Origin of the sequence: Saccharicrinis sp. 156 (assembly GCF_050589685.1) — a bacterium.
In the GTDB taxonomy this organism is placed as follows: Bacteria; Bacteroidota; Bacteroidia; order Bacteroidales; family Marinilabiliaceae; genus Saccharicrinis.
Genome location: NZ_JBNGOS010000012.1, coordinates 42,658 through 61,658 on the forward strand (window position 1 = coordinate 42,658; position 19,001 = coordinate 61,658).

Annotated in this window: 15 protein-coding genes; 12 read left to right on the top strand and 3 right to left on the bottom strand. The window is 39.5% G+C overall.

The genetic code is table 11. The annotated features are described in order from the left end of the window. Window positions 1-2 precede the first annotated feature (2 nt). Window positions 3-3,074, bottom strand: a complete 3,072-nt coding sequence (locus tag ACRD64_RS09180) for an AAA family ATPase (RefSeq protein ID WP_430933019.1) — start codon at window positions 3,072-3,074, stop codon at window positions 3-5. Next, on the bottom strand, window positions 3,071-4,297 hold the full coding sequence (locus tag ACRD64_RS09185) for a metallophosphoesterase family protein (RefSeq protein WP_430933020.1): 1,227 nt from the start codon (window positions 4,295-4,297) through the stop codon (window positions 3,071-3,073). Before ACRD64_RS09185 ends, ACRD64_RS09180 begins: the two co-directional genes overlap by 4 nt. A 543-nt stretch (window positions 4,298-4,840) precedes the next feature. Here ACRD64_RS09185 and ACRD64_RS09190 point away from each other — a divergent pair. From ACRD64_RS09190 to ACRD64_RS09200, 3 genes are all read left to right on the top strand, one after another. Continuing rightward, the gene (locus tag ACRD64_RS09190; RefSeq protein ID WP_430933021.1) at window positions 4,841-5,113 is read left to right on the top strand and encodes an HU family DNA-binding protein; all 273 of its coding nucleotides are present in this window, start codon (window positions 4,841-4,843) and stop codon (window positions 5,111-5,113) included. A 134-nt stretch (window positions 5,114-5,247) separates the two neighbouring features. Continuing rightward, window positions 5,248-5,919: a TrmH family RNA methyltransferase gene (locus tag ACRD64_RS09195; RefSeq protein ID WP_430933023.1), complete on the top strand. Its 672-nt coding sequence runs from the start codon at window positions 5,248-5,250 to the stop codon at window positions 5,917-5,919. 140 nt (window positions 5,920-6,059) lie between these two features. After that, window positions 6,060-6,773, top strand: coding sequence for a LytR/AlgR family response regulator transcription factor (locus ACRD64_RS09200; RefSeq protein ID WP_430933024.1), 714 nt, complete (start codon window positions 6,060-6,062; stop codon window positions 6,771-6,773). A gap of 71 nt (window positions 6,774-6,844) precedes the next feature. Here ACRD64_RS09200 and trmD read toward each other — a convergent pair whose 3' ends face one another. Beyond that, window positions 6,845-7,519: a tRNA (guanosine(37)-N1)-methyltransferase TrmD gene (gene trmD / locus ACRD64_RS09205; RefSeq protein WP_430933025.1), complete on the bottom strand. Its 675-nt coding sequence runs from the start codon at window positions 7,517-7,519 to the stop codon at window positions 6,845-6,847. Between the two features lie 219 nt (window positions 7,520-7,738). On the opposite strand from trmD, the gene ACRD64_RS09210 reads away from it, so the two are divergent. From ACRD64_RS09210 to hemF, 9 genes are all read left to right on the top strand, one after another. Next, window positions 7,739-10,246, top strand: a complete 2,508-nt coding sequence (locus ACRD64_RS09210) for a DUF349 domain-containing protein (RefSeq protein ID WP_430933026.1) — start codon at window positions 7,739-7,741, stop codon at window positions 10,244-10,246. 634 nt (window positions 10,247-10,880) lie between these two features. Beyond that, window positions 10,881-12,137, top strand: a complete 1,257-nt coding sequence (gene hemA / locus ACRD64_RS09215; protein WP_430933027.1) for a glutamyl-tRNA reductase — start codon at window positions 10,881-10,883, stop codon at window positions 12,135-12,137. Window positions 12,138-12,328: 191 nt separating this feature from the next. After that, a complete protein-coding gene (gene hemC, locus ACRD64_RS09220; protein WP_430933028.1) occupies window positions 12,329-13,261 on the top strand; it encodes a hydroxymethylbilane synthase in 933 nt (310 codons plus the stop codon). Then, window positions 13,254-14,039, top strand: a complete 786-nt coding sequence (locus ACRD64_RS09225; protein WP_430933029.1) for a uroporphyrinogen-III synthase — start codon at window positions 13,254-13,256, stop codon at window positions 14,037-14,039. The genes hemC and ACRD64_RS09225 overlap by 8 nt, the downstream gene beginning before the upstream one ends. Before the next feature lie 48 nt (window positions 14,040-14,087). Continuing rightward, complete coding sequence (hemB, locus tag ACRD64_RS09230) at window positions 14,088-15,056, top strand: porphobilinogen synthase (RefSeq protein WP_430933030.1); 969 nt, start codon at window positions 14,088-14,090, stop codon at window positions 15,054-15,056. Window positions 15,057-15,226: 170 nt separating this feature from the next. Beyond that, window positions 15,227-16,519 carry a glutamate-1-semialdehyde 2,1-aminomutase gene (gene hemL, locus ACRD64_RS09235; protein ID WP_430933031.1) on the top strand — a complete coding sequence of 431 codons (1,293 nt, stop codon included), beginning with the start codon at window positions 15,227-15,229 and terminating at the stop codon, window positions 16,517-16,519. 69 nt (window positions 16,520-16,588) lie between these two features. Next, complete coding sequence (hemE, locus tag ACRD64_RS09240) at window positions 16,589-17,620, top strand: uroporphyrinogen decarboxylase (protein WP_430933032.1); 1,032 nt, start codon at window positions 16,589-16,591, stop codon at window positions 17,618-17,620. A 79-nt stretch (window positions 17,621-17,699) separates the two neighbouring features. Then, window positions 17,700-18,014, top strand: a complete 315-nt coding sequence (locus tag ACRD64_RS09245; RefSeq protein ID WP_430933034.1) for a DUF6787 family protein — start codon at window positions 17,700-17,702, stop codon at window positions 18,012-18,014. A gap of 78 nt (window positions 18,015-18,092) precedes the next feature. Further along, window positions 18,093-18,992 (top strand): oxygen-dependent coproporphyrinogen oxidase, encoded by a 900-nt coding sequence (hemF, locus tag ACRD64_RS09250; RefSeq protein WP_430933035.1) that lies wholly within the window; start codon window positions 18,093-18,095, stop codon window positions 18,990-18,992. Window positions 18,993-19,001: the final 9 nt, after the last annotated feature.

The window sequence follows — 19,001 nt, forward strand, 5'->3', positions numbered from 1 at the left end:
TATTACCTATTCCAACTTTCTTCTATGTGACTTCCTGTTTCTTGATCCTGTGATATGTTTAGGTAGGTGGGAATTTCCTGTTGCATTTCTTCAACGTGGGATATCACCCCAACAATACGATTCTCTTTTCTCAAATTCTTAAGCGTACCAAATACTATGTTTAACGATTCCTTGTCCAATGAACCAAATCCTTCGTCTAAGAAGAAGAAGTTGCGTTCCGTTTCGGTAAGTCTTTGGATATTATCGGCCAAAGCCAGCGCCAAAGCTAATGCTGCCTGAAAAGTTTGCCCACCTGATAGCGTCTTAACGCTGCGTAATTTACCTCCGTTCATATAATCGCGCACCTCAAAATTATTGTCCTCACTCAACTCAAGGCTTAGGGTTTGACGGGTCATTTTGTAAAAACGTTCGTTGGCTGTCGCACACAAATTCTGGAGGTAAACCGAAGAAACATAGTTGACAAATCCACTTTTGTAAAAAAGTTTTCGCAAGGTATCGATATCTGCGGCTCTTAGTTGCAGCTTGTTCAACTGTTCTTTTAAGTCCTTTTGCAAAATCAACTTCCGAGTAAGGTCAGTCAGTATCGATTGTGTTTTACCATGTTGGCGGTTGGCTTCTGTTAATTTCTCTTTTATGTCCTTGGCTTGAGCTATGGCCAGCATATGTTTTTCGGCTTCATATTTTTTTTCGCCCATTTCTTTTGTCAACTTCTGTATTTCAGAGTCGATGGACTGCATGCTGTGATGATACGCTTCTATCTTATGCTTAGATGCTTCAATATCCAGGTCGAGTTTTAGCAAGGACAGAACATGATCAATGCTTTTGTAATCTGATTTTTCAACATCCTTGTTGAGTTTTGTCTCGAGTAGGGAGTTTTGTTTTGATTCTGTTTCCAGGTGTTTTTGGTTAACGTCAATTTTGCCTTGCAGAATGGACATGGTATTCTGGTTATCTTCAACCAATTTACGGGTTTTTTCATAATTGGTGTTAATCTCTGAGATTTTACTTTCCAGCTTTTGAGATCTTTCTATAATAATTTCACTCTGGTCGTCCCTGTGTTTTATGATGAGCTCGCCGGGCAATTGTCCTTCCAGTAACTCTTTAGAATTGATGTTCTTGTCCAGGTCGCGTTGAATCTCACTTAGGACTGTCTGATAGCGTTCCTTATTTTTTGTTTCCTTGGAAAGAGTATCTTTCAGCCGAATGAGTTTGGCTTCGCTTGTTTCAATTTGCTTTTTTACCTGCCGATACGTTTCAAAGGATTTATCCAGCTGCTGTTTGTCTTGATAAATTTTAATACTACCTTTTTGATGCGTTTCGCGTTCCTTTTTTAGACTGTTTATTTTAATATCGATATTTTTAAGCTGGTTTTCCACGGTATTTATGCCGGCAATTTGTTTGTCAATAAATAAGTTCAGTTTTCGTGTTTGCTGGATAATTTTTTCCTGTTTATCGGTTTTGTTCTTTAGTTGATTAATTTGGTTGCTTATTTTGTTAGAATTCAGTGGTTTTGGGTGGTGTTCAGAGCCGCACAGCGGACATGCTTCCCCCGCGTTCAGTTCTTTTGCATATTTTTCCAGTCCTGATTGAATAAGTAAGTGCTCTTTTCGGTCATTCAACAGTTTGAGCTCTTTTTCTTCTTCTTTTAGTTTTTTGCTGAGTCCCTGAATCAAAAGTGGTTTGTTGTCAGGCGAAAAAGGAAGGGTTTGCTCGTTTAGTTTGTTTTGTATTTCTTCCTCCAACCTATTGGTCTGCCCAATTAAGGTGTTTCGTTCTAACGTGGCGTCGTCAATGCGCCCGGCAATATTATTCTCTTTCAGGTGCCATTGTTGAGCCTGGTTGATGATCTCGATGTCGGGCAGCTGCCTTTTTAACGAGGTTAGGGATGCTTGTTCTATTTTTTCTTCTTGCTCTAATTTGTGAATAGTATCAAGAACATGAGCCACTGTTTTTTCGCCATTTTTTAGTCTTTGGGTTCCTTCCTCCACTCCGGCATTCAATCTTTTAACCTCAACCAATTTTTTTAGGTTTTCGGCTTCCCTCTTTAACGCATCCAACCCATTAAATTCGTCACTTAACTGTGTAAAGATTGCTTGTAGTTTATGATGCTCGATTTGTTTTTCTTTTAAGGTTTGGGAATCCAAACTTAAGGCGTCTTTAAGGGCATGTAGTTTTTGCTTATGAAGGCTTAAGGTATCGATGGTATTTTTAAAATTTACCAGGCAGTATTCGTAGTCGGCTAGGTTTTTTTCAAGCTGACCAATGGTGTTTTTTTGTTGGTTCAGGGTTGCTTTTCTGTTTTGTAAATCCTCCAACAGTTCGGAGTTTTCTTTGAGTTTATCAAAGGCCAACACTGTTTGGTCTTTTTGTTTCTGAAGAGAAGAGAGTATGGTTATGTTTTTTTCAACTTGGGTAAGTTGTAACTTCAAATCGTCCAGCTGTTCTGTTGAAATAACCCCAATTTGTTCCAGTCTGCCCTCCAGGTTCTGCATATTGGCATTATTCTTCAATTCCAAATCCTTCACTTTGGGCGACAACTCGTATTTCTGCAGGTTAAATAATTCCTTCATCATACGGGTTCGATCGGTGCTTTTAAGCTGCAAAAACTCCTGGAACTTACCTTGCGGGATAATAATGGTTCGTTTAAAGTTATCATAGCTTAAACCAATGTTGTTTTCAATTTCAGCTTCGTTAATTGGTATATATTCTTCGCCCTTCTTTTTATAAAAGGTGCGAGGCGATGATTTTACATCGTGGTATTTTTTGCTGTTTCGCTTAGCGGTATATTGAATTCTGTATGCCTGGCTATCCTTACCTGCCAAAAAATCAAACTCAATAAATAGTAGGTTCGATTTTAGGTTCATCATATTGTAATTGCGGTTGTCGCCACTTAACAATAATCGGTCGGTTTTTCCATAGAGGGCAAAAGTAATGGCTTCAAGAATGGATGATTTGCCACTGCCAACAGTGCCAAATATCCCAAAAAGATGATTGGAAGTAAGTTTGTTAAAGTCTATGGTTTGCCTTTTCTGGTAGGAATAAAGGCCTTCTAGGGTAAGAGTAATAGGGATCATGCGTTTGAGTCTTTTTGTGCAATAACTTCATCCAGCAAGTTTAGTATGCTCTCACCTGGATCAATGCCGTTAGAATGCTTAAAGTAATCGGAAAATAGTGATCTGATATCTTTGTTGATATTAATGTTTTTGTGATTCCGCGTTTCTGGTTCCCGGTTTTTAAATTGAGGTATCAACGTAACAATACCCTCATGAATCTGATGAAGGTGTTGTCGCTCCTTGGCAGAGATATATTCATCGGTTTTTAAGGTGAGCTCAATTAGACAGTTGGGGCTGTTTTTAAGTTGAGCTTCCGCGTCTTCCATTCCGTCCGCTACAATCCGTAATAATTTTTTGCCCAGAATTAGTTCAACGGGTTTTACCCGGGCTTCTTGGTTGGGCTCAACATCTACTATCATTACATATTTTTTTTGGTCAGCTTCGGCAAAAGAATAGGACAAAGGACTTCCCGAATAAACTACAGGATGATGCGTTGAGGCTATGATTTGTTGACGATGCAAGTGCCCTAAGGCAACATACTGTATTTGTTTAGGGAAGTTAGAGGTATAAATGGCTTGTGCGCCGCCAACATGCAAAATAGGTTTTTCGTCCTCAGGTTCGTTCTGGGGTGTTTCCCCCTTGTTAATGACAAATAAATGCGTGGCCAAAATGTTTACGCCTTTGTCGTCGCAATTTTTGCCGGCAATTTTGTGCCAGTTTTTTTGCAGTATATCCCTGAGGTCAGCCTCCTTATCTTCCGCATCTAAAGCTTGTTTCATCCTGTATTCGTTGGCATAAGGCGTTGTTATTACACGAAGTGGATACGCCACATATGGTAAGTTAAATTCTATAAAACCTTCCTCCGATTTTGATACACGTAAACCGGATTCAAGTACAAAAGGAGTTGTTTTGCTATTGGGGTAACCCAAAAAAACAATGCCACATTCTCTCGCCAAAGGATCTGCCGTTTCAATTCTATCGGGCGAGTCGTGGTTGCCCGAAATAGCTATTACCGGTCGTAAACCCTGTTTGCTCAGCTTTTTCAGTGTTTTATAGAATAATTCAATGGCTTCCGATGATGGGTTGAACGTGTCAAAAAGATCGCCAGATATAATGACAGCGTTAACGTTTTCCGAATCCGCTATATTACATATCTCGTCCAAAACAAGAGTTTGCTCTTCGATACGGGTAAAGCTTTCCAGTTTTTTTCCTGTATGCCAATCGGCGGTATGTAATATTTTCATAATTGTTGAATAAGTAAAGTTTTGCCTCCATCACAATTTAGTCATCTTTCCATGGGCCTGAACTACTTGTTTCCGGACGAATTCGAAAGATTTCGTGTATTATGATAGTTTTATGGTTTGTTTTGGGCATCCTCAAGCCATCTTTAGAAAAGCAAATGTAAAATAAAAACAGGATTTAATCTCAAAAACAATATAGCATCTCCTTTAATCAAATTGAAGATAATAATATAACCATGTTAATAAAACATTAAACCATAGGGGGGTAGGGCAATTTTGATAGGGAATCATCTGAAGGAATGAATATTCATACGAAATAGGTTATTTTTTGATGCCATTTGGGTATTTTGATTAGAGCGTTGATAATTAGCGGTTAACGTGGGATTGTATGGGTTTAAGGGTTATATTAGTTATTTATTTCTTGGGTTAAAAATACGAAATCCCTTTATTTTATTGGCTTTGGATTTGGTTTATACTAGGAATAATCTATATTTGTAGAGCAAATTTGGTGAACTTAGTTGTTAACCCTAAAAATTATCAATTATTATGAACAAAGCTCAATTGATTGATGCTATCGCCGGAGATTCTGGTTTAACAAAAGCAGACGCAAAAAAAGCGTTAGATTCATTTATTAACGTTACAAGTGACGCACTTAAAGGTGGTGACCGTATTTCTTTGATCGGTTTTGGTTCTTTCTCTGTTTCTGAGAGAAGTGCAAGAACAGGAAGAAATCCTCAGACAGGTAAAGAAATTCAAATTGCTGCTAAAAAGGTAGTTAAATTTAAAGCTGGTAGCGAACTAGGTGACGCTGTAAACTAGTTCTCTGTTAAGGAAAAAATATAAGAGAGTACTTTTGGTGCTCTCTTTTTTTGTACCCGAAAGTTTGGTTGTATTGCAGTTATCTGATCATATATGTTTAATGTCTAAATAATTTATTGTTAAATAAGTTCAGGATGAAAGAGGAGTTGGTTCGGTTTTTAAGCGAGCATGTAACGGAAAATAGGAATGCGCTGTTTGATAGGGTTTTAAAGGATAGGACAAAATATATTACTGTAGTTTTAGAAGATATTTTTCAATCGCACAATGCCAGTGCGGTGCTTCGTTCATGCGATTGTTTTGGAATTCAGGATATACATGTTATCGAAAACAGAAACGTGCTTAATGTTAGCAGGGACGTAGCGCTAGGTTCAACTAAATGGCTGACTATAAACAAGTATAACAATGAAAAGAACAATTCCAAGTCAACACTGCAAAAGTTAAAAAAAGAAGGGTATCGTATTGTTGCAACCACTCCTCATACCAATGATGTTGAACTTTATGATTTTGATGTTTCAAGAGGTAAATCGGCGATCGTATTCGGAACGGAGCTGACAGGTATATCAGATATTGTCAAGGAGGAGGCGGATGAGTTTTTGCGCATCCCGATGTACGGTTTTACCGAGAGTTTTAATATATCAGTTTCGGCAGCTTTGGTATTGCAACATTTAGCCCATGAAATAAGACGGAAGAACGTAAATTGGCATTTGGCTGACGAAGAAATGTTGGAGATTAAATTACAGTGGTTAAAAAGAGCGATAAAGAGTGCTGAATTGATTGAAAGGGAATTTTATCGAAAAAAAATATAATGACCAAATTAGTTTGATATTGGATAAACATGTTTTTTTTGATGATTAAAATTGTTTTTCGTATATTTCACCTTTAAAGATTGTTCACGTAACTTTTTCTTTAAACTAAATTTTCTATTTTTGAAAAAAAGAAGCGCTCTATGAATTGTATAATTATTGACGACGATAAGTTATCAACCAAGATTATTGCAGAGTTTGTAGAAAAAACAGACGAACTTAACCTAATTGAGACCTACGAAAATGCTGTTGATGGTATCAACTATCTGAACGGTAAAAATAACAAACAAATTGATATTCTTTTCCTAGATATAGAAATGCCTGAAATGACTGGTATTGATGTTTTGAAAACGCTGAATGTATTGCCCCAAGTAATTATTTATTCTTCGAAAGAAAAGTATGCACTTGAATCGTATGAATATAACGTGACAGACTATCTGTTAAAGCCAGTTACATATCCTCGATTTTTAAAGGCGATCAATAAGGTTAAGGAAAAGAATGAGAAAAGCGAAGATGTTACGAAAAGTTCATCTGAAATATTCATAAAAAACAACTCTTCGTTGGTAAGGGTTAAATATGAAGATATTCTTTGGATTGAAGCCTTGGAGAACTATGTGGTAGTAAACACGTTTAGAGATAAATACACCATTCACTTCACCATGAAAGCTATCTCGGATAAAATGCCTTCTGATAAATTTGTCCGGGTTCACCGTTCTTTTATTGTTAACCTGAGCAAAATTAAGGTGATTGAAGATAATTCGGTAGTGATTAAAACAGAGTCAGGATCTAAGGTTATACCAATCGGTAAATCATATAAAGATCAATTAATGAACGATATTAATTTGATTACCAAGTAAATAAGAATAATGAAATGATAAAGCCGTAAGTGATTTTTTCGCTTACGGCTTTTGTTATTTGGCCTTGTTGTTTACTTTAACAAGTCGGGCCTGCGTTGTTTGGTTCTTTTGTATGCTTGTTGTTCTTTCCAGGCCTCAATTTTTTTGGTGTCACCGGATAAAAGGATTTCAGGAACCTTCATTCCTTTGTAATCTGCAGGGCGCGTGTAAACCGGAGGGGCCAACAGGTTATCCTGAAAGGAGTCAGTAAGGGCGGAGGTCTCGTCAGAGATTACACCAGGTATCAGCCTGATTACTGAATCTGCAATAACCGCCGCAGCCAGTTCGCCTCCTGTTAACACATAATCACCAATAGATAGTTCCAGGGTAATGTAATGATCCCTGACTCTTTGATCAACACCTTTGTAGTGTCCGCATAATATCATCAAATTACCGGTAAGTGATAGCTGATTGGAGATGCCTTGATTTAAGGTTTTACCATCCGGAGTAGTATAAATAATTTCGTCGTATTCGCGTTCTGCCTTTAGTTTTTCTATCAAAATGGCTATTGGCTCAATGCTCATGACCATTCCGGCACCACCGCTAAAGGCATAGTCGTCAACTTTTTTGTGCTTGTTGGTTGAGTAGTCTCTAATGTTGTGGCAATGGATTTCGACAGAGCCTTTTTCTTGTGCCCTTTTAATAATAGATTCACTAAACGGACCTTGAAACATGTCGGGAAACAAAGTTAATATGTCAATTCGCATCGTTATATGTTTGGTGTACAAATATAGTTAAATACAAAGTAAACATTTCATACTTTTTGCTTTTAACCGCAGCAAGCCCAAAAATACGTAAGCCACATGTATTAATTGACGGAAAAAATTTGACATTTTATGTATATATGATATATTCGTACTATAAATTAAATCAATTATTTATTTGCATGTGCAAATGAATTTGATGTACCAAGAACTTAAATGCTGATGGAAGCTAATGATCTAAATAAAACTGGCAACGAAGAAAAAGATTTGAGTAAAACCAATCCAAATTCGGAAGTAAAAAAAGAGGAGACTTCTTCTAATACAGAAACACCTGAAGAATCTGTAGTTGAGCCAGAATCCACGGAAAAGGATAGCGAGCAGGTTACAATAAATAAAACAGATACCGAAGAGCCGGTTGTGGAAGAGTCGGATAAGATAGATACGGCAGAAGCCGAGAAGGTAGAGAAAGTATTTTCGGAAGAGAAGCAAACAGTTCCTGAATCAGCAGCTGAGTCCGTTGCTGAAAGAAATGAGGGTTTAGAGGATGAAAGCCAGGATAAAGTTGCGCCTGAAACGGTAAATACTGATGAAGTGGAAAAGACTCAACCGGAAAAAGAAAGCTCAACCATTGTACCTGCCGAGGAAGTAACTGCCGAGACTCCAATCAAAGGGAAAGATATCGATCTAACACCGAAGTCGCAAGAGGCTGAGGAAATTAAAGCAGAGGCGACTTCCGGTGAGGAGGGAAAAACTGTAGAAACGAAAGTTGAACCGGAAAAAGTTGAACCGGAAAAAGAAAGCTCAACCATTGTACCTGCCGGGGAAGTAACTGCCGAGACTCCAATCAAAGGGAAAGATACCGATCTAACACCGAAGTCCCAAGAGGCTGTGGAAGTTAATGCAGAGGCGACTTCCGGTGAGGAGGGAGAAGCGGTAGAAACGAAAGCTGAATCGGAAAAAGTTGAACCGGAAAAGAGTGAAGAGGAAGAGGCAAAACCCGTACTCGAAAAGGTGGATTTGTCTACTTTGAATCGCGAGCAGCTGGTAAATAGGTTAAGACATATTAATAAAATATTTGATGTTCCCACGATCAGGGAGGAAGTGGAGGACATAAAGTCTGTATTTTATAAGCTGTTTAACGAAGAAGTCGAAGAACTTAAGGCACGGTTTCTTGAATCAGGCGAAGTCGAAGAAAATTTTGCGCCACCGGTAGATGCGTTTGAGGTGGAGATGAAAGAGTTGCTGAAGGATTTCAGATACAAGAAGGCAGCTTACATGCATAAGCTCGACACCCAGAAGGAGAAAAACCTGGAAGCCAAGATGGAAGTTATCGAGGCTATTAAAAACTTGATCAACCGTCAGGAATCGTTGAATGAAACGTTTAACGAGTTTAAGATGCTTCAGCAAAAATTTCACGATATAGGATCTATTCCCCAAAACAAGGTTAGGGATGTTTGGGATACTTATAACTTGCATATCGAGAATTTTTACAATTACGTTAAAATAAATAAGGAACTTCGTGACCTCGATCTTAAAAAGAACCTGGTACTGAAAACCGAGCTTTGTGAAAAAGCGGAGGCGTTATTGGAAGAAACAGCTGTGGTGAACAGTTTTAAGACATTGCAAAAATACCACGACAGATGGCGTGAAATAGGTCCTGTTCCTAAGGAGAAAAAGGACGAGTTGTGGGAGCGTTTTAAAGCGGCAACAACAAAAATAAACCAAAAACATCAGGAATATTTCGAAGGATTAAAAGATCAGTTGAAAGAGAACTTGAAGCAGAAGACCGCTTTGTGCGAAAAAGCCGAGGAAATTGTAAAGGAGGAGGCGCATTCGCCAAAAGAGTGGGAGGGGAAGAGCAAGAAGCTGATCGAACTTCAACAAACCTGGAAAACGATTGGTTTTGCACCTAAAAAGGATAATAACGCTATTTATGAGCGTTTTAGAAGTGCTTGCGATAAATTCTTCGAGAATAAGAGAGCGTTTTTTAAGTCGTATAAAAACGAGCAGCAACAACATTTAATCCAGAAAACGGAACTGTGTGAAAAGGCCGAGGCCATGAAGGACAGCACCGATTGGAGAAAGACTACCGAGGAATACATAAGAATACAGAAAGAATGGAAACAAATCGGGCCAGTGCCTCGCCGTCAGTCGGATGCTATTTGGCATAGGTTTAGAACGGCTTGTGATGCGTTCTTCGACAATAAATCCAAATTCTTCAATAAGATCGATGAATCACAAGAAGAGAACTTAAAGAAGAAAATGGCGCTCATAGAAGAAATTAAAGGTTTTAAAAACCTTGAGGATAACGAGGATACATTTAATATGCTTCAGGATTACCAGCGTAAATTTTCTGAGATAGGGCATGTGCCGTTCAAGTTAAAAGATAATGTGAACCAAGAGTTTCGTAACGAAATAAACAAGCATTTTGATGCACTGAATATGGACGAGTACCACAGAAATGTGCAAAAGTTCAGAAACAGGCTAGAGAATATAAAACACTCCGATCATCAGGATGATAAAGTTTCGCAAGAGAGACATAAGCTGATGACCAAGCTAAAGCAATTGGAGAACGATATTATTGTTTGGGAAAACAATATCGGCTTCTTTGCAAAAAGCAAAAATTCAGATTCGCTCATTAAAGATTTTCAGCATAAAATTGAAAATGGGAAACGCAATGCCAAGCTGTTACAAGAGAAAATTAGAATGCTGAACAAATTAGAAGATTAGTGTTGTTACATAGATTCCGTAAAGAGCGAATGTCATCACATTCGCTCTTTCTGTTTCATTTATGGTGTCGCTTGCCGATAAAATCAGGAATCAACAAAACAAAACACGTCTAGAATTGTATTATCGTTGATATTCTCAATTGTAAGTATTACTTTTGGGTCGTTAACCTTTAATTTCAGTTGTGGTTTTAATCGGGATTTTTTCTACACATGTAATGTATTTGTTGCTGGCTGCAGTATATATCTTCGGCTTTGGGGCATATGCCTTAAATTGTAAGAAAAATGATTGTAAACTGGCAGAAGCCGCTCCCAAGGAAATTAATTATAAGGAATCTTCTTCTAATCCTGAATATTCGCAGCAAAATGATTGTTATTGCTGGAATCAACATCAAGAAGAAACGTTAATTGAAACAGAAGCACAGTCCAAATTAAAATACGATTATCATATTTTTAAGAATGCTTTAAAGGGCAAAGAACATTTCTGCACTTTATATTGCGATATTAAGTTTTCTTTACAGATAGCTTCCCGCCCGCCACCGTTTTCTGTCTAATTTTTTTAGATATCAGCGTAAGGATTCAATTTCTTATGACACTAATAATTAGCACAAGAAAGTATCATTAAAAAAAACAATTAAATGATAGGTGTACTTGGTGTAAACCATAAAACAGCTTCTCTGGATATCAGAGATTTATTTTCAATTGCTCAAGACGATATCATTCCACTTTCAGAGAATATTCTACTGAACCAGGATATTGCCGGAGTGGTAGTTGTGGCTACCTGCAATCGTACGGAAATATATTATTCGCATCATCAATCGGATGTATCCGAACTGAAGTTGGCGTTGTTAAAAAAGCTTCATCTATTCCTGGGCATAGAAAAAAACTATAACCAACATTTCTATCACTTCTCACAATCGGAAGCTATCAACCATCTTTTTAAAGTAATATCGGGGGTTGATTCAATGGTAATTGGTGAAAACCAAATTGTGAGCCAGATGAAAAAATGCTATTTGTACAGCACCGAAGCCAACCTGACTGACGCGGTTTTAATGCGATTATTCCAAAAATCTTTTGAATGTAGCAAAAGGGTGCGTACCGAGACTGCCATTCAGCAAGGAGCAACTTCCATTGGCTATGTGGGAATTGATTTATGCAGCAGGGAGTTCGATAATATCAAGAATAAAAGTGTGTTGGTAGTTGGTGCCGGCGAAACAGGCGAGTTGTCGATTCGGGGTCTATTAAAACGTGGTGTAGATGATATTTATGTGACCAACCGTACCGATAAAAAAGCGCTGGATGTAGCCGAGAAAAACAATATTAAGCCCGTACTGTTCGGTAATTACAAGGATCAACTATATAAAGTTGATATTGTTATAACGGCAACAGATGCAGGCAAGTACCTGATAGAAAAAGAAGATGTGGAAATTGCATCAGATCTGAGAAACGGGAAAAAGCAGTTGTTTGTTGACTTGTCTGTTCCGCGAAATATTGACATGGAGGTGGCAGAAGTTAAAGGGGCAGAACTCTACTCGGTGGATAATCTGCAGAGCATTTTGGATGAGCATAAAGATATGCGCGAACAAAGTCTCGAAAAAGCGGAAATCATCATCGATGAACTGGTAGATGAATCAATGGCCTGGTTAAACAGCCGGTCGCTCAGGCCTGTTATTAACACAATTACAACCAACATGCAGGAATTAACCAAAAGCGAACTGGCCGAATACCGCCGTTGCTTGGGGGATGATACCTGCGATCAATTGGAAAAGTTAACAGGTTTGCTCACACAGAAATATGTTAGGTATTTTATAAAAAACCTGAAGGAACTCACCGATAATGGTAGTTCGACCCAATCATTGGAGGATATCAACCATTTATTTAAATTTGATACCTAACTTAAACAAACCAAAACAACATATATCTATAAAATTATACCGGTAACACTGTTTTGGTTTAATTCAAGTTAATGGGCAAAATAATTTAATACATAATTTGTATTTATGGGTAATATTTCTCTCATGAAACAACAAGGCATTATAAATTTTGCATACGTACCTTACAAATCACTCACGCGCAATAAACCTATATGGAGTCTGACAAAATAATTATTGGTACCAGAGGAAGTCGATTAGCACTTTATCAAGCCAATAAAGTCAAGCAGGAGTTGGAGAATCAATGTCCTGATCTGACTGTGGAAATAAAAATTATAAAAACCAAAGGGGATAAAATTCTGGATGTAGCGCTGTCGAAAATCGGAGACAAAGGGCTTTTTACAAAAGAATTGGAAGTAGCCTTGTTGTGTAAGGAAATTGATTTGGCGGTTCATAGTTTAAAAGATTTACCTACTGAATTGCCACAAGAATTTACGATTGGGGCTGTTTTGGAACGTGCTGATTTCAGAGATGCCTTAGTAAGCAAAGGTGGACTAAAACTGCGTGAGCTGACCGGTGATCATACGATTGCCACCTCCAGTCTTCGAAGAATTGCCGGACTAAAAAAAGTAAATGCTGATTTTACCATAGTGGATATCCGGGGAAATGTGAATACACGGCTTCAAAAAATGGAGGACGGATACTGTGACGCCATGATAATGGCTGCTGCCGGACTAAAAAGGCTGGGGCTTGATAAATACATTACCGAAGTTTTGGAACCTGCTGAGTTTATTCCTGCAGTGGCACAGGGAGCTATAGCAGTAGAAACGCGCGCAGGAGATAGTGGCGTAAACAACGTGTTGCAACGGATCAATCATATGCCTACCCAGCAAGCGGTCACTGCCGAAAGAGCCTTTATGAGAAGCCTGGAGGGAGGGTGTCAGGTGCCCGTTGGAGCCTATAGTACTTCACGGAACGGGGAAATCACCTTGACGGGATTTGTTTCTTCATTAAACGGAGACAATTATCTAAAAGAAACCTTGACGGATAAAGCGGAAAATGCCGGGATGCTAGGAGAAAAGCTTGCGGAGAAATTAGTGGAGAAGGGCGCAAAGGAAATTTTAAAAGATATACGTAGCAATGGTTGACTCACCTCAAAAAAAAACTACCGTATCACTTAAAGGTAGGTGTTTTATTTCCACTCGACCACCAGGTAAATCCAATGAGTTAAGAGATTTGCTAAAACAACATGGTGCCGAATTGCTTGAGTTTCCAATGATTGAATTGTCAGAGCTGGAATGCGACGAGGTATGTAAGGATATTTTGGCTAACTACTGCCATTATACGCATATCGCTTTTACCAGTGCCTACGGGTTTGAGTTTTTCTACCAAAAAATCAGCAAGCATCAACATTTCGAAAAAATCATAGCTACATTTAAGATAGCTTCCATTGGTTATAAAACATCAGCGTTGATTCGTAGAAAAGGTTTAAAGATTGATTTTGATGCCAACGCAAAAACAGGAGAAGAGTTTGCCCGTAAATTAGTAAAATACCTTTCCGGAAAAAAAGCCCACCTAATTTGGGCAACAGGTTACATATCTCCCAATAATCTGATGAAAAAAGCGGGTGCAGTTGCGCAAGTAACCCGGGTAAACCTTTATAAAAATGAATTACCTGATAAAATTGACAGTAAATTACTCCAAAAGATTAAACAGCAACAATATGATATGATTGTATTGACCAGTCCTTCTGCTTTTAAAAATTTATTCAGATTATTGGAGGCAAAGGATTTAAAGGTGGTTTGTATTGGGCGTACTACCGCATCCGAGGTGGAGAGGCACGGTGTTAAACCCCTGGCTGTTGCCGATGAACCCAGTTCAAAGGGAATTGCCGAGGCTATTTTGAAATATTACAGAAGCCTGTAGCTACTAGCCTGTAGTCACTAGCTTATAACAAATAAAACAAATATAATTATGGCTTTCCCAATAACAAGACTGCGAAGACTAAGAAAAACAGAAGTTTCCCGTAATATGATTCGTGAAACTCAGCTGACAAGAAACGATTTAATCATGCCTTTGTTCGTGCGTCCAGGAAAACGAGTGCAGAATCCGATTAACTCCATGCCGGGTAATCATCAGCTTTCGGTAGATATGCTGGTTGAAAAGTGCAAGGAGCTTTACGGTAAGGGTGTGCAATCGGTCTTGCTGTTTGGAATTCCGGAACATAAGGACGAACATGGTTTGGTGGCTTGCGAGGAAAATGGAATTGTACAACAAGCCACCAGAGCCATTAAAAAAGAATTGCCCGAACTTTTTGTGATTGCCGATGTTTGTAACTGTGAATATACCACACACGGCCATTGCGGAACGATTATAGATGGTGATGTGGATAACGATTCTACCTTAATTACATTGGGAAAACAATCGGTTTCGCTGGCGCATGCAGGTGTTGATATGATTGCTCCAAGCGATATGATGGACGGTCGTGTAGGTTTTATAAGACAGGCGTTGGACGAGAATAAATTTACCAACATGCCCATTATGGCTTATTCTGCCAAGTATGCCTCTGCCTTTTATGGCCCGTTTCGCGATGCGGCCGAGAGTGCACCACAATTTGGAAACCGTGCCACCTATCAGATGGATCCCGCGAACAGCAACGAGGCCGTCCGCGAAGTGGAACAGGATATTATTGAGGGGGCGGATATTGTAATGGTAAAGCCTGCATTAAGTTACCTGGACATTATCAACCGGGTGAAAACTGAATTTAATATGCCGGTATGTGCTTACAATGTGAGTGGTGAGTTTTCAATGGTAAAAGCAGCTGCCGAAAAAGGTTGGATAGACGAGGATAGAATCACCTTGGAGATTTTAACCTCTATTAAACGAGCTGGCTCTGATATCATTATATCCTATCATACACAGGATGTTGTTGAAAAATTATAGAGATGGACACTGAGAAAATAAGGTAGAGAATTGAGAATAAATCAAAAGAATAAAACCGACGTATCATGATCTGTATTAAATATACTAAGTGAATGTTCGTTGAAAATTAATAAAGTTAGTTTGATAAAGGATAATAGACTTTGTGTTTATCTTTTATCTAAAAATCTATCATGAATATACAAAATAGCAAATCTGCTTACCAGGAGGCGGTAAAACATATCCCGGGCGGTGTTAATTCACCTGTGAGAGCTTTTAATTCAGTGGGAGGTAATCCTCTATTTATAAAAAAAGCCATCGGTGCAAGAATAACAGATATTGATGACAATGAGTATATCGATTATGTTGGCTCGTGGGGACCAATGATCCTGGGGCACACACATGCCGATGTGGTGAATGCCTTGCATCACACAGCTATCAACGGAACCAGTTTTGGGGCACCTACTCTAATGGAAACCGAAATGGCAAACCTGATTTGTGCGATGGTTCCTTCCATTGAAAGCGTCCGAATGGTAAACTCGGGAACCGAAGCCACCATGAGCGCCCTTCGTTTGGCACGTGGTTATACCCAACGCGATTTGGTCATCAAATTCGAAGGGTGTTATCACGGGCATGGCGACAGCTTTTTGATTAAAGCCGGTTCAGGGGCGTTAACCCTGGGCACACCCAATTCGCCGGGAGTAACCAGGGGAACTGCCAGCGATACCCTGACGGCCGGTTATAATAATTTGGATTCCGTCCTGCATCTTTTCTCTGAATATAAGGACCGGATTGCCGCTGTAATTATCGAGCCTGTTACGGGAAATATGGGCGTCATCAAACCCAGTGATGAATTTATTAAAGGTGTTCGAAAAGCCTGTACTGATAATGGTGCCTTGTTAATATTCGATGAGGTTATGACGGGGTTCAGGGTGGCCAAAGGTGGTGCCCAGGAACTATTGGGCATCACTCCTGATTTAACCACCTTGGGTAAGATTATCGGGGGAGGATTGCCCGTTGGTGCTTATGGGGGTAAAAAGGAAATTATGGATATGCTGGCACCCAATGGGCCTGTTTATCAGGCAGGAACCCTATCGGGAAACCCAATGGCCATGGCAGCCGGATTAACCACCTTAAAAATTCTGAACGAAACAGAAGGTTTTTATGATCGCCTGGAAGAAAAAGCTGCCTTTTTAGCAGATGGACTTCAAAAGAATATGGATGACTTAAATTTTCCCGGAGTCATCAATAGGGTGGGTTCAATGTTTACATTGTTTTTCACAAATGAAGCCGAGGTGAACAACTTCTCCGATGTGATGAAGTGTGATACGGAATTATTCGCCCAATACTTTAGGCTTGGATTGGAAAGCGGTATTTATGCGGCTCCATCCCAATTTGAAGCGGGTTTCGTATCCATAGCCCACACCAATGAAGATTTACAGACAACTATTGATAAGAGCTTTGAAGCTTTAAAACAGTTGAAATAAGTTTTAAAGTCTTTGATTCAAAGTCTCTTATCTACTCCCGCAATACTGTGGGACAAGTAACCTAAATACATGAACGACTCGATTTTATTGAAAACCCTTGCGGGAGAACAAACGGAACGACCGCCATTTTGGTTTATGCGACAGGCAGGCAGGGTTTTGCCATCTTACATGAAACTCAAAGAGAAACATTCTTTTTGGGAAATGATGCAAAAACCTGAACTGGGAGCCAAGGTAACCTTGCTGCCTGTGGATGATTTGGGAGTTGATGCCGCCATTTTGTTCTCCGATATTTTGGTGATCCCCTACGCCATGGGAATGGGACTGGAATTTACCGATAGAGGCCCTGAATTTGAGGTTCCGCTGGTGGCACGGGATAACCCTGTGGAAGCTTTAAATCCCGATCCGGATAAGCTCAATTATATTTACGAGGTCATCCAACAAATCATAGCCACAAAGCCCACTCATATTCCATTGATCGGTTTTTGCGGGGCGCCATTAACCGTGCTTTGTTATATGCTGCAGGGAATTGGTCGAAGCAAGGATTTTCCGTTGGCCACCACCTTTATCTATCAGCATAAAGAGACGGTAAAAAAGTTGGTGGATGCCATCACCGAGTTGTCCATCATCTATGCCAAAGGACAGATAAAACAGGGCATCAAGGTTTTTCAGCTGTTCGAAACACATGGCGGCCTGCTCCCATTTGAGTTGTACAAGGAGCTGTTTGTTCCATCGGTGAAAAAGATAGCGGCGGCGGTTAGGGAGGAAGGTATTCCTTTTATTTATTTTCCCAAAGATCTGGGAACAGGGATCGCAGAGGTAACACCTGATATGTGTGACTATTTAAGCATCGATTGGCAAACGCCCATAGAGGTGGCCAGAAAGATGGTAGATAAAAATATTGGCTTGCAAGGAAATATAGATCCAAGATTACTGTATGCCGATCAGAACACTATTGAAGCTACTTTAAACAGGTATATCAACTTTGGCAGCAAAAACCGGGATTGGATTATCAACCTGGGGCACGGCTTTTTGCCTGATATCCCATACGATAACGCTAAGTTCCTGGCCGATTGGATAAAACAAACCGACTGGAAAAGGTAGGGTCCACGAGAAACGAAGAACCCGGGTAAAACAGTGTGGCGAAGTAGTTTGTTATTAACAATTATTCGAGGATAAACATATGTTGGAAAAACTAAAAACACGATGGGGTATCCACTCCAACTGGCAGATCATCATTATCCTGATCGTATTCTCGGTGACGGGAAGTGCGGCGGTATATGTAAAAAAAATAATCTTCGATTTGTTGGGGATTGATGCCGATACCTCCCTGTGGATTAAAATACCCATGTATATTTTGACCATATTACCGGCCTATCAAATCTTATTGTTGGTATTTGGGTTTGTTTTCGGTCAGTTTCGGTTTTTCTATAATTTCCAGAAAAAGAGTTTTGGGCGTTTTGTTCGCAAAAAGAAGAAAGCAGAAGAAAGCGCCTAGCTACAATACGTTTTCTAAAGTTCAAAACCTTTAAAAAGATTTGATATCTCAAATTTCTATCTCAATAACGCCTGTCGCATGATACATACTTCGCGAATAGCATCCATTTACAAACCATTACAGCAACAAATGTGTCGCCAACTGGAGGAGGGCGATGGCAAAGGTGTGTTTCGACAGATACCATGGACAAAAGAAATAGGTTCGGGCTTGACTTGCGTGATGAAAGATGGTAATGTGATAGAAAAGGCCGGGCTTAATTTTTCGCATGTGGAAGGGGAATTTACCGATAGGATGAAAACTATTTTAGGTATGAAGGCCAATCGATATTCCGCAACGGGCATCTCTTCCATTATTCATCCCTATAACCCGTTTGTGCCTATCATCCATATGAACGTGCGCTACTTTGAGCTGGATAATGGTGTGTACTGGTTTGGTGGAGGTATTGATCTAACGCCGCATTATGTGGATAAAGCGGAAGCAGCGTGGTTTCATCATACTTTAAAAGATATCTGCGATAAATACGGAAAAAACTATTATCCCGACTATAAAGCCTGGGCGGATAATTATTTCTTTATCAGACACCGAAACGAAACGCGCGGTATAGGGGGAATCTTTTTCGACCGTATTCAACCTGGGGGAGTTGATGGACTGGCTAACTTCTTGAGCTTTACTGTCGATCTGGCGAAAGCCTACCCACAGATTTATTGCGATATTATGGATAAAAAGCGCAATACTCCTTTCGACGAATCCAATAAACAATGGCAAGCTTTGCGCAGAGGACGCTATGTGGAATATAACCTCGTATACGACCGTGGTACCAAGTTCGGTTTAGAATCAGGAGGAAACACGGAATCCATCCTGGTCAGCATGCCGCCTATGGCACAATGGGAATATAGTCATCTACCTAAAGTAAATTCACCGGAACAGCAAACAATGGATTTGCTGAAGAAGGGGGTTGATTGGGTAAAGAAGGAATAGCCAGCCAAA

What these genes read in the sequence shown, in the direction of transcription:
- ACRD64_RS09190 (WP_430933021.1), top strand. Translation starts at nt 4,841, where the DNA reads ATGAACAAAGCTCAATTGATTGATGCTATCGCCGGAGATTCTGGTTTA.
- ACRD64_RS09210 (WP_430933026.1), top strand. Translation starts at nt 7,739, where the DNA reads ATGGAAGCTAATGATCTAAATAAAACTGGCAACGAAGAAAAAGATTTG.
- ACRD64_RS09200 (WP_430933024.1), top strand. Translation starts at nt 6,060, where the DNA reads ATGAATTGTATAATTATTGACGACGATAAGTTATCAACCAAGATTATT.
- hemB (WP_430933030.1), top strand. Translation starts at nt 14,088, where the DNA reads ATGGCTTTCCCAATAACAAGACTGCGAAGACTAAGAAAAACAGAAGTT.
- ACRD64_RS09225 (WP_430933029.1), top strand. Translation starts at nt 13,254, where the DNA reads ATGGTTGACTCACCTCAAAAAAAAACTACCGTATCACTTAAAGGTAGG.
- hemE (WP_430933032.1), top strand. Translation starts at nt 16,589, where the DNA reads ATGAACGACTCGATTTTATTGAAAACCCTTGCGGGAGAACAAACGGAA.
- trmD (WP_430933025.1), bottom strand. Translation starts at nt 7,519, where the DNA reads ATGCGAATTGACATATTAACTTTGTTTCCCGACATGTTTCAAGGTCCG.
- hemL (WP_430933031.1), top strand. Translation starts at nt 15,227, where the DNA reads ATGAATATACAAAATAGCAAATCTGCTTACCAGGAGGCGGTAAAACAT.
- ACRD64_RS09180 (WP_430933019.1), bottom strand. Translation starts at nt 3,074, where the DNA reads ATGATCCCTATTACTCTTACCCTAGAAGGCCTTTATTCCTACCAGAAA.
- hemA (WP_430933027.1), top strand. Translation starts at nt 10,881, where the DNA reads ATGATAGGTGTACTTGGTGTAAACCATAAAACAGCTTCTCTGGATATC.
- ACRD64_RS09245 (WP_430933034.1), top strand. Translation starts at nt 17,700, where the DNA reads ATGTTGGAAAAACTAAAAACACGATGGGGTATCCACTCCAACTGGCAG.
- ACRD64_RS09185 (WP_430933020.1), bottom strand. Translation starts at nt 4,297, where the DNA reads ATGAAAATATTACATACCGCCGATTGGCATACAGGAAAAAAACTGGAA.
- hemC (WP_430933028.1), top strand. Translation starts at nt 12,329, where the DNA reads ATGGAGTCTGACAAAATAATTATTGGTACCAGAGGAAGTCGATTAGCA.
- hemF (WP_430933035.1), top strand. Translation starts at nt 18,093, where the DNA reads ATGATACATACTTCGCGAATAGCATCCATTTACAAACCATTACAGCAA.
- ACRD64_RS09195 (WP_430933023.1), top strand. Translation starts at nt 5,248, where the DNA reads ATGAAAGAGGAGTTGGTTCGGTTTTTAAGCGAGCATGTAACGGAAAAT.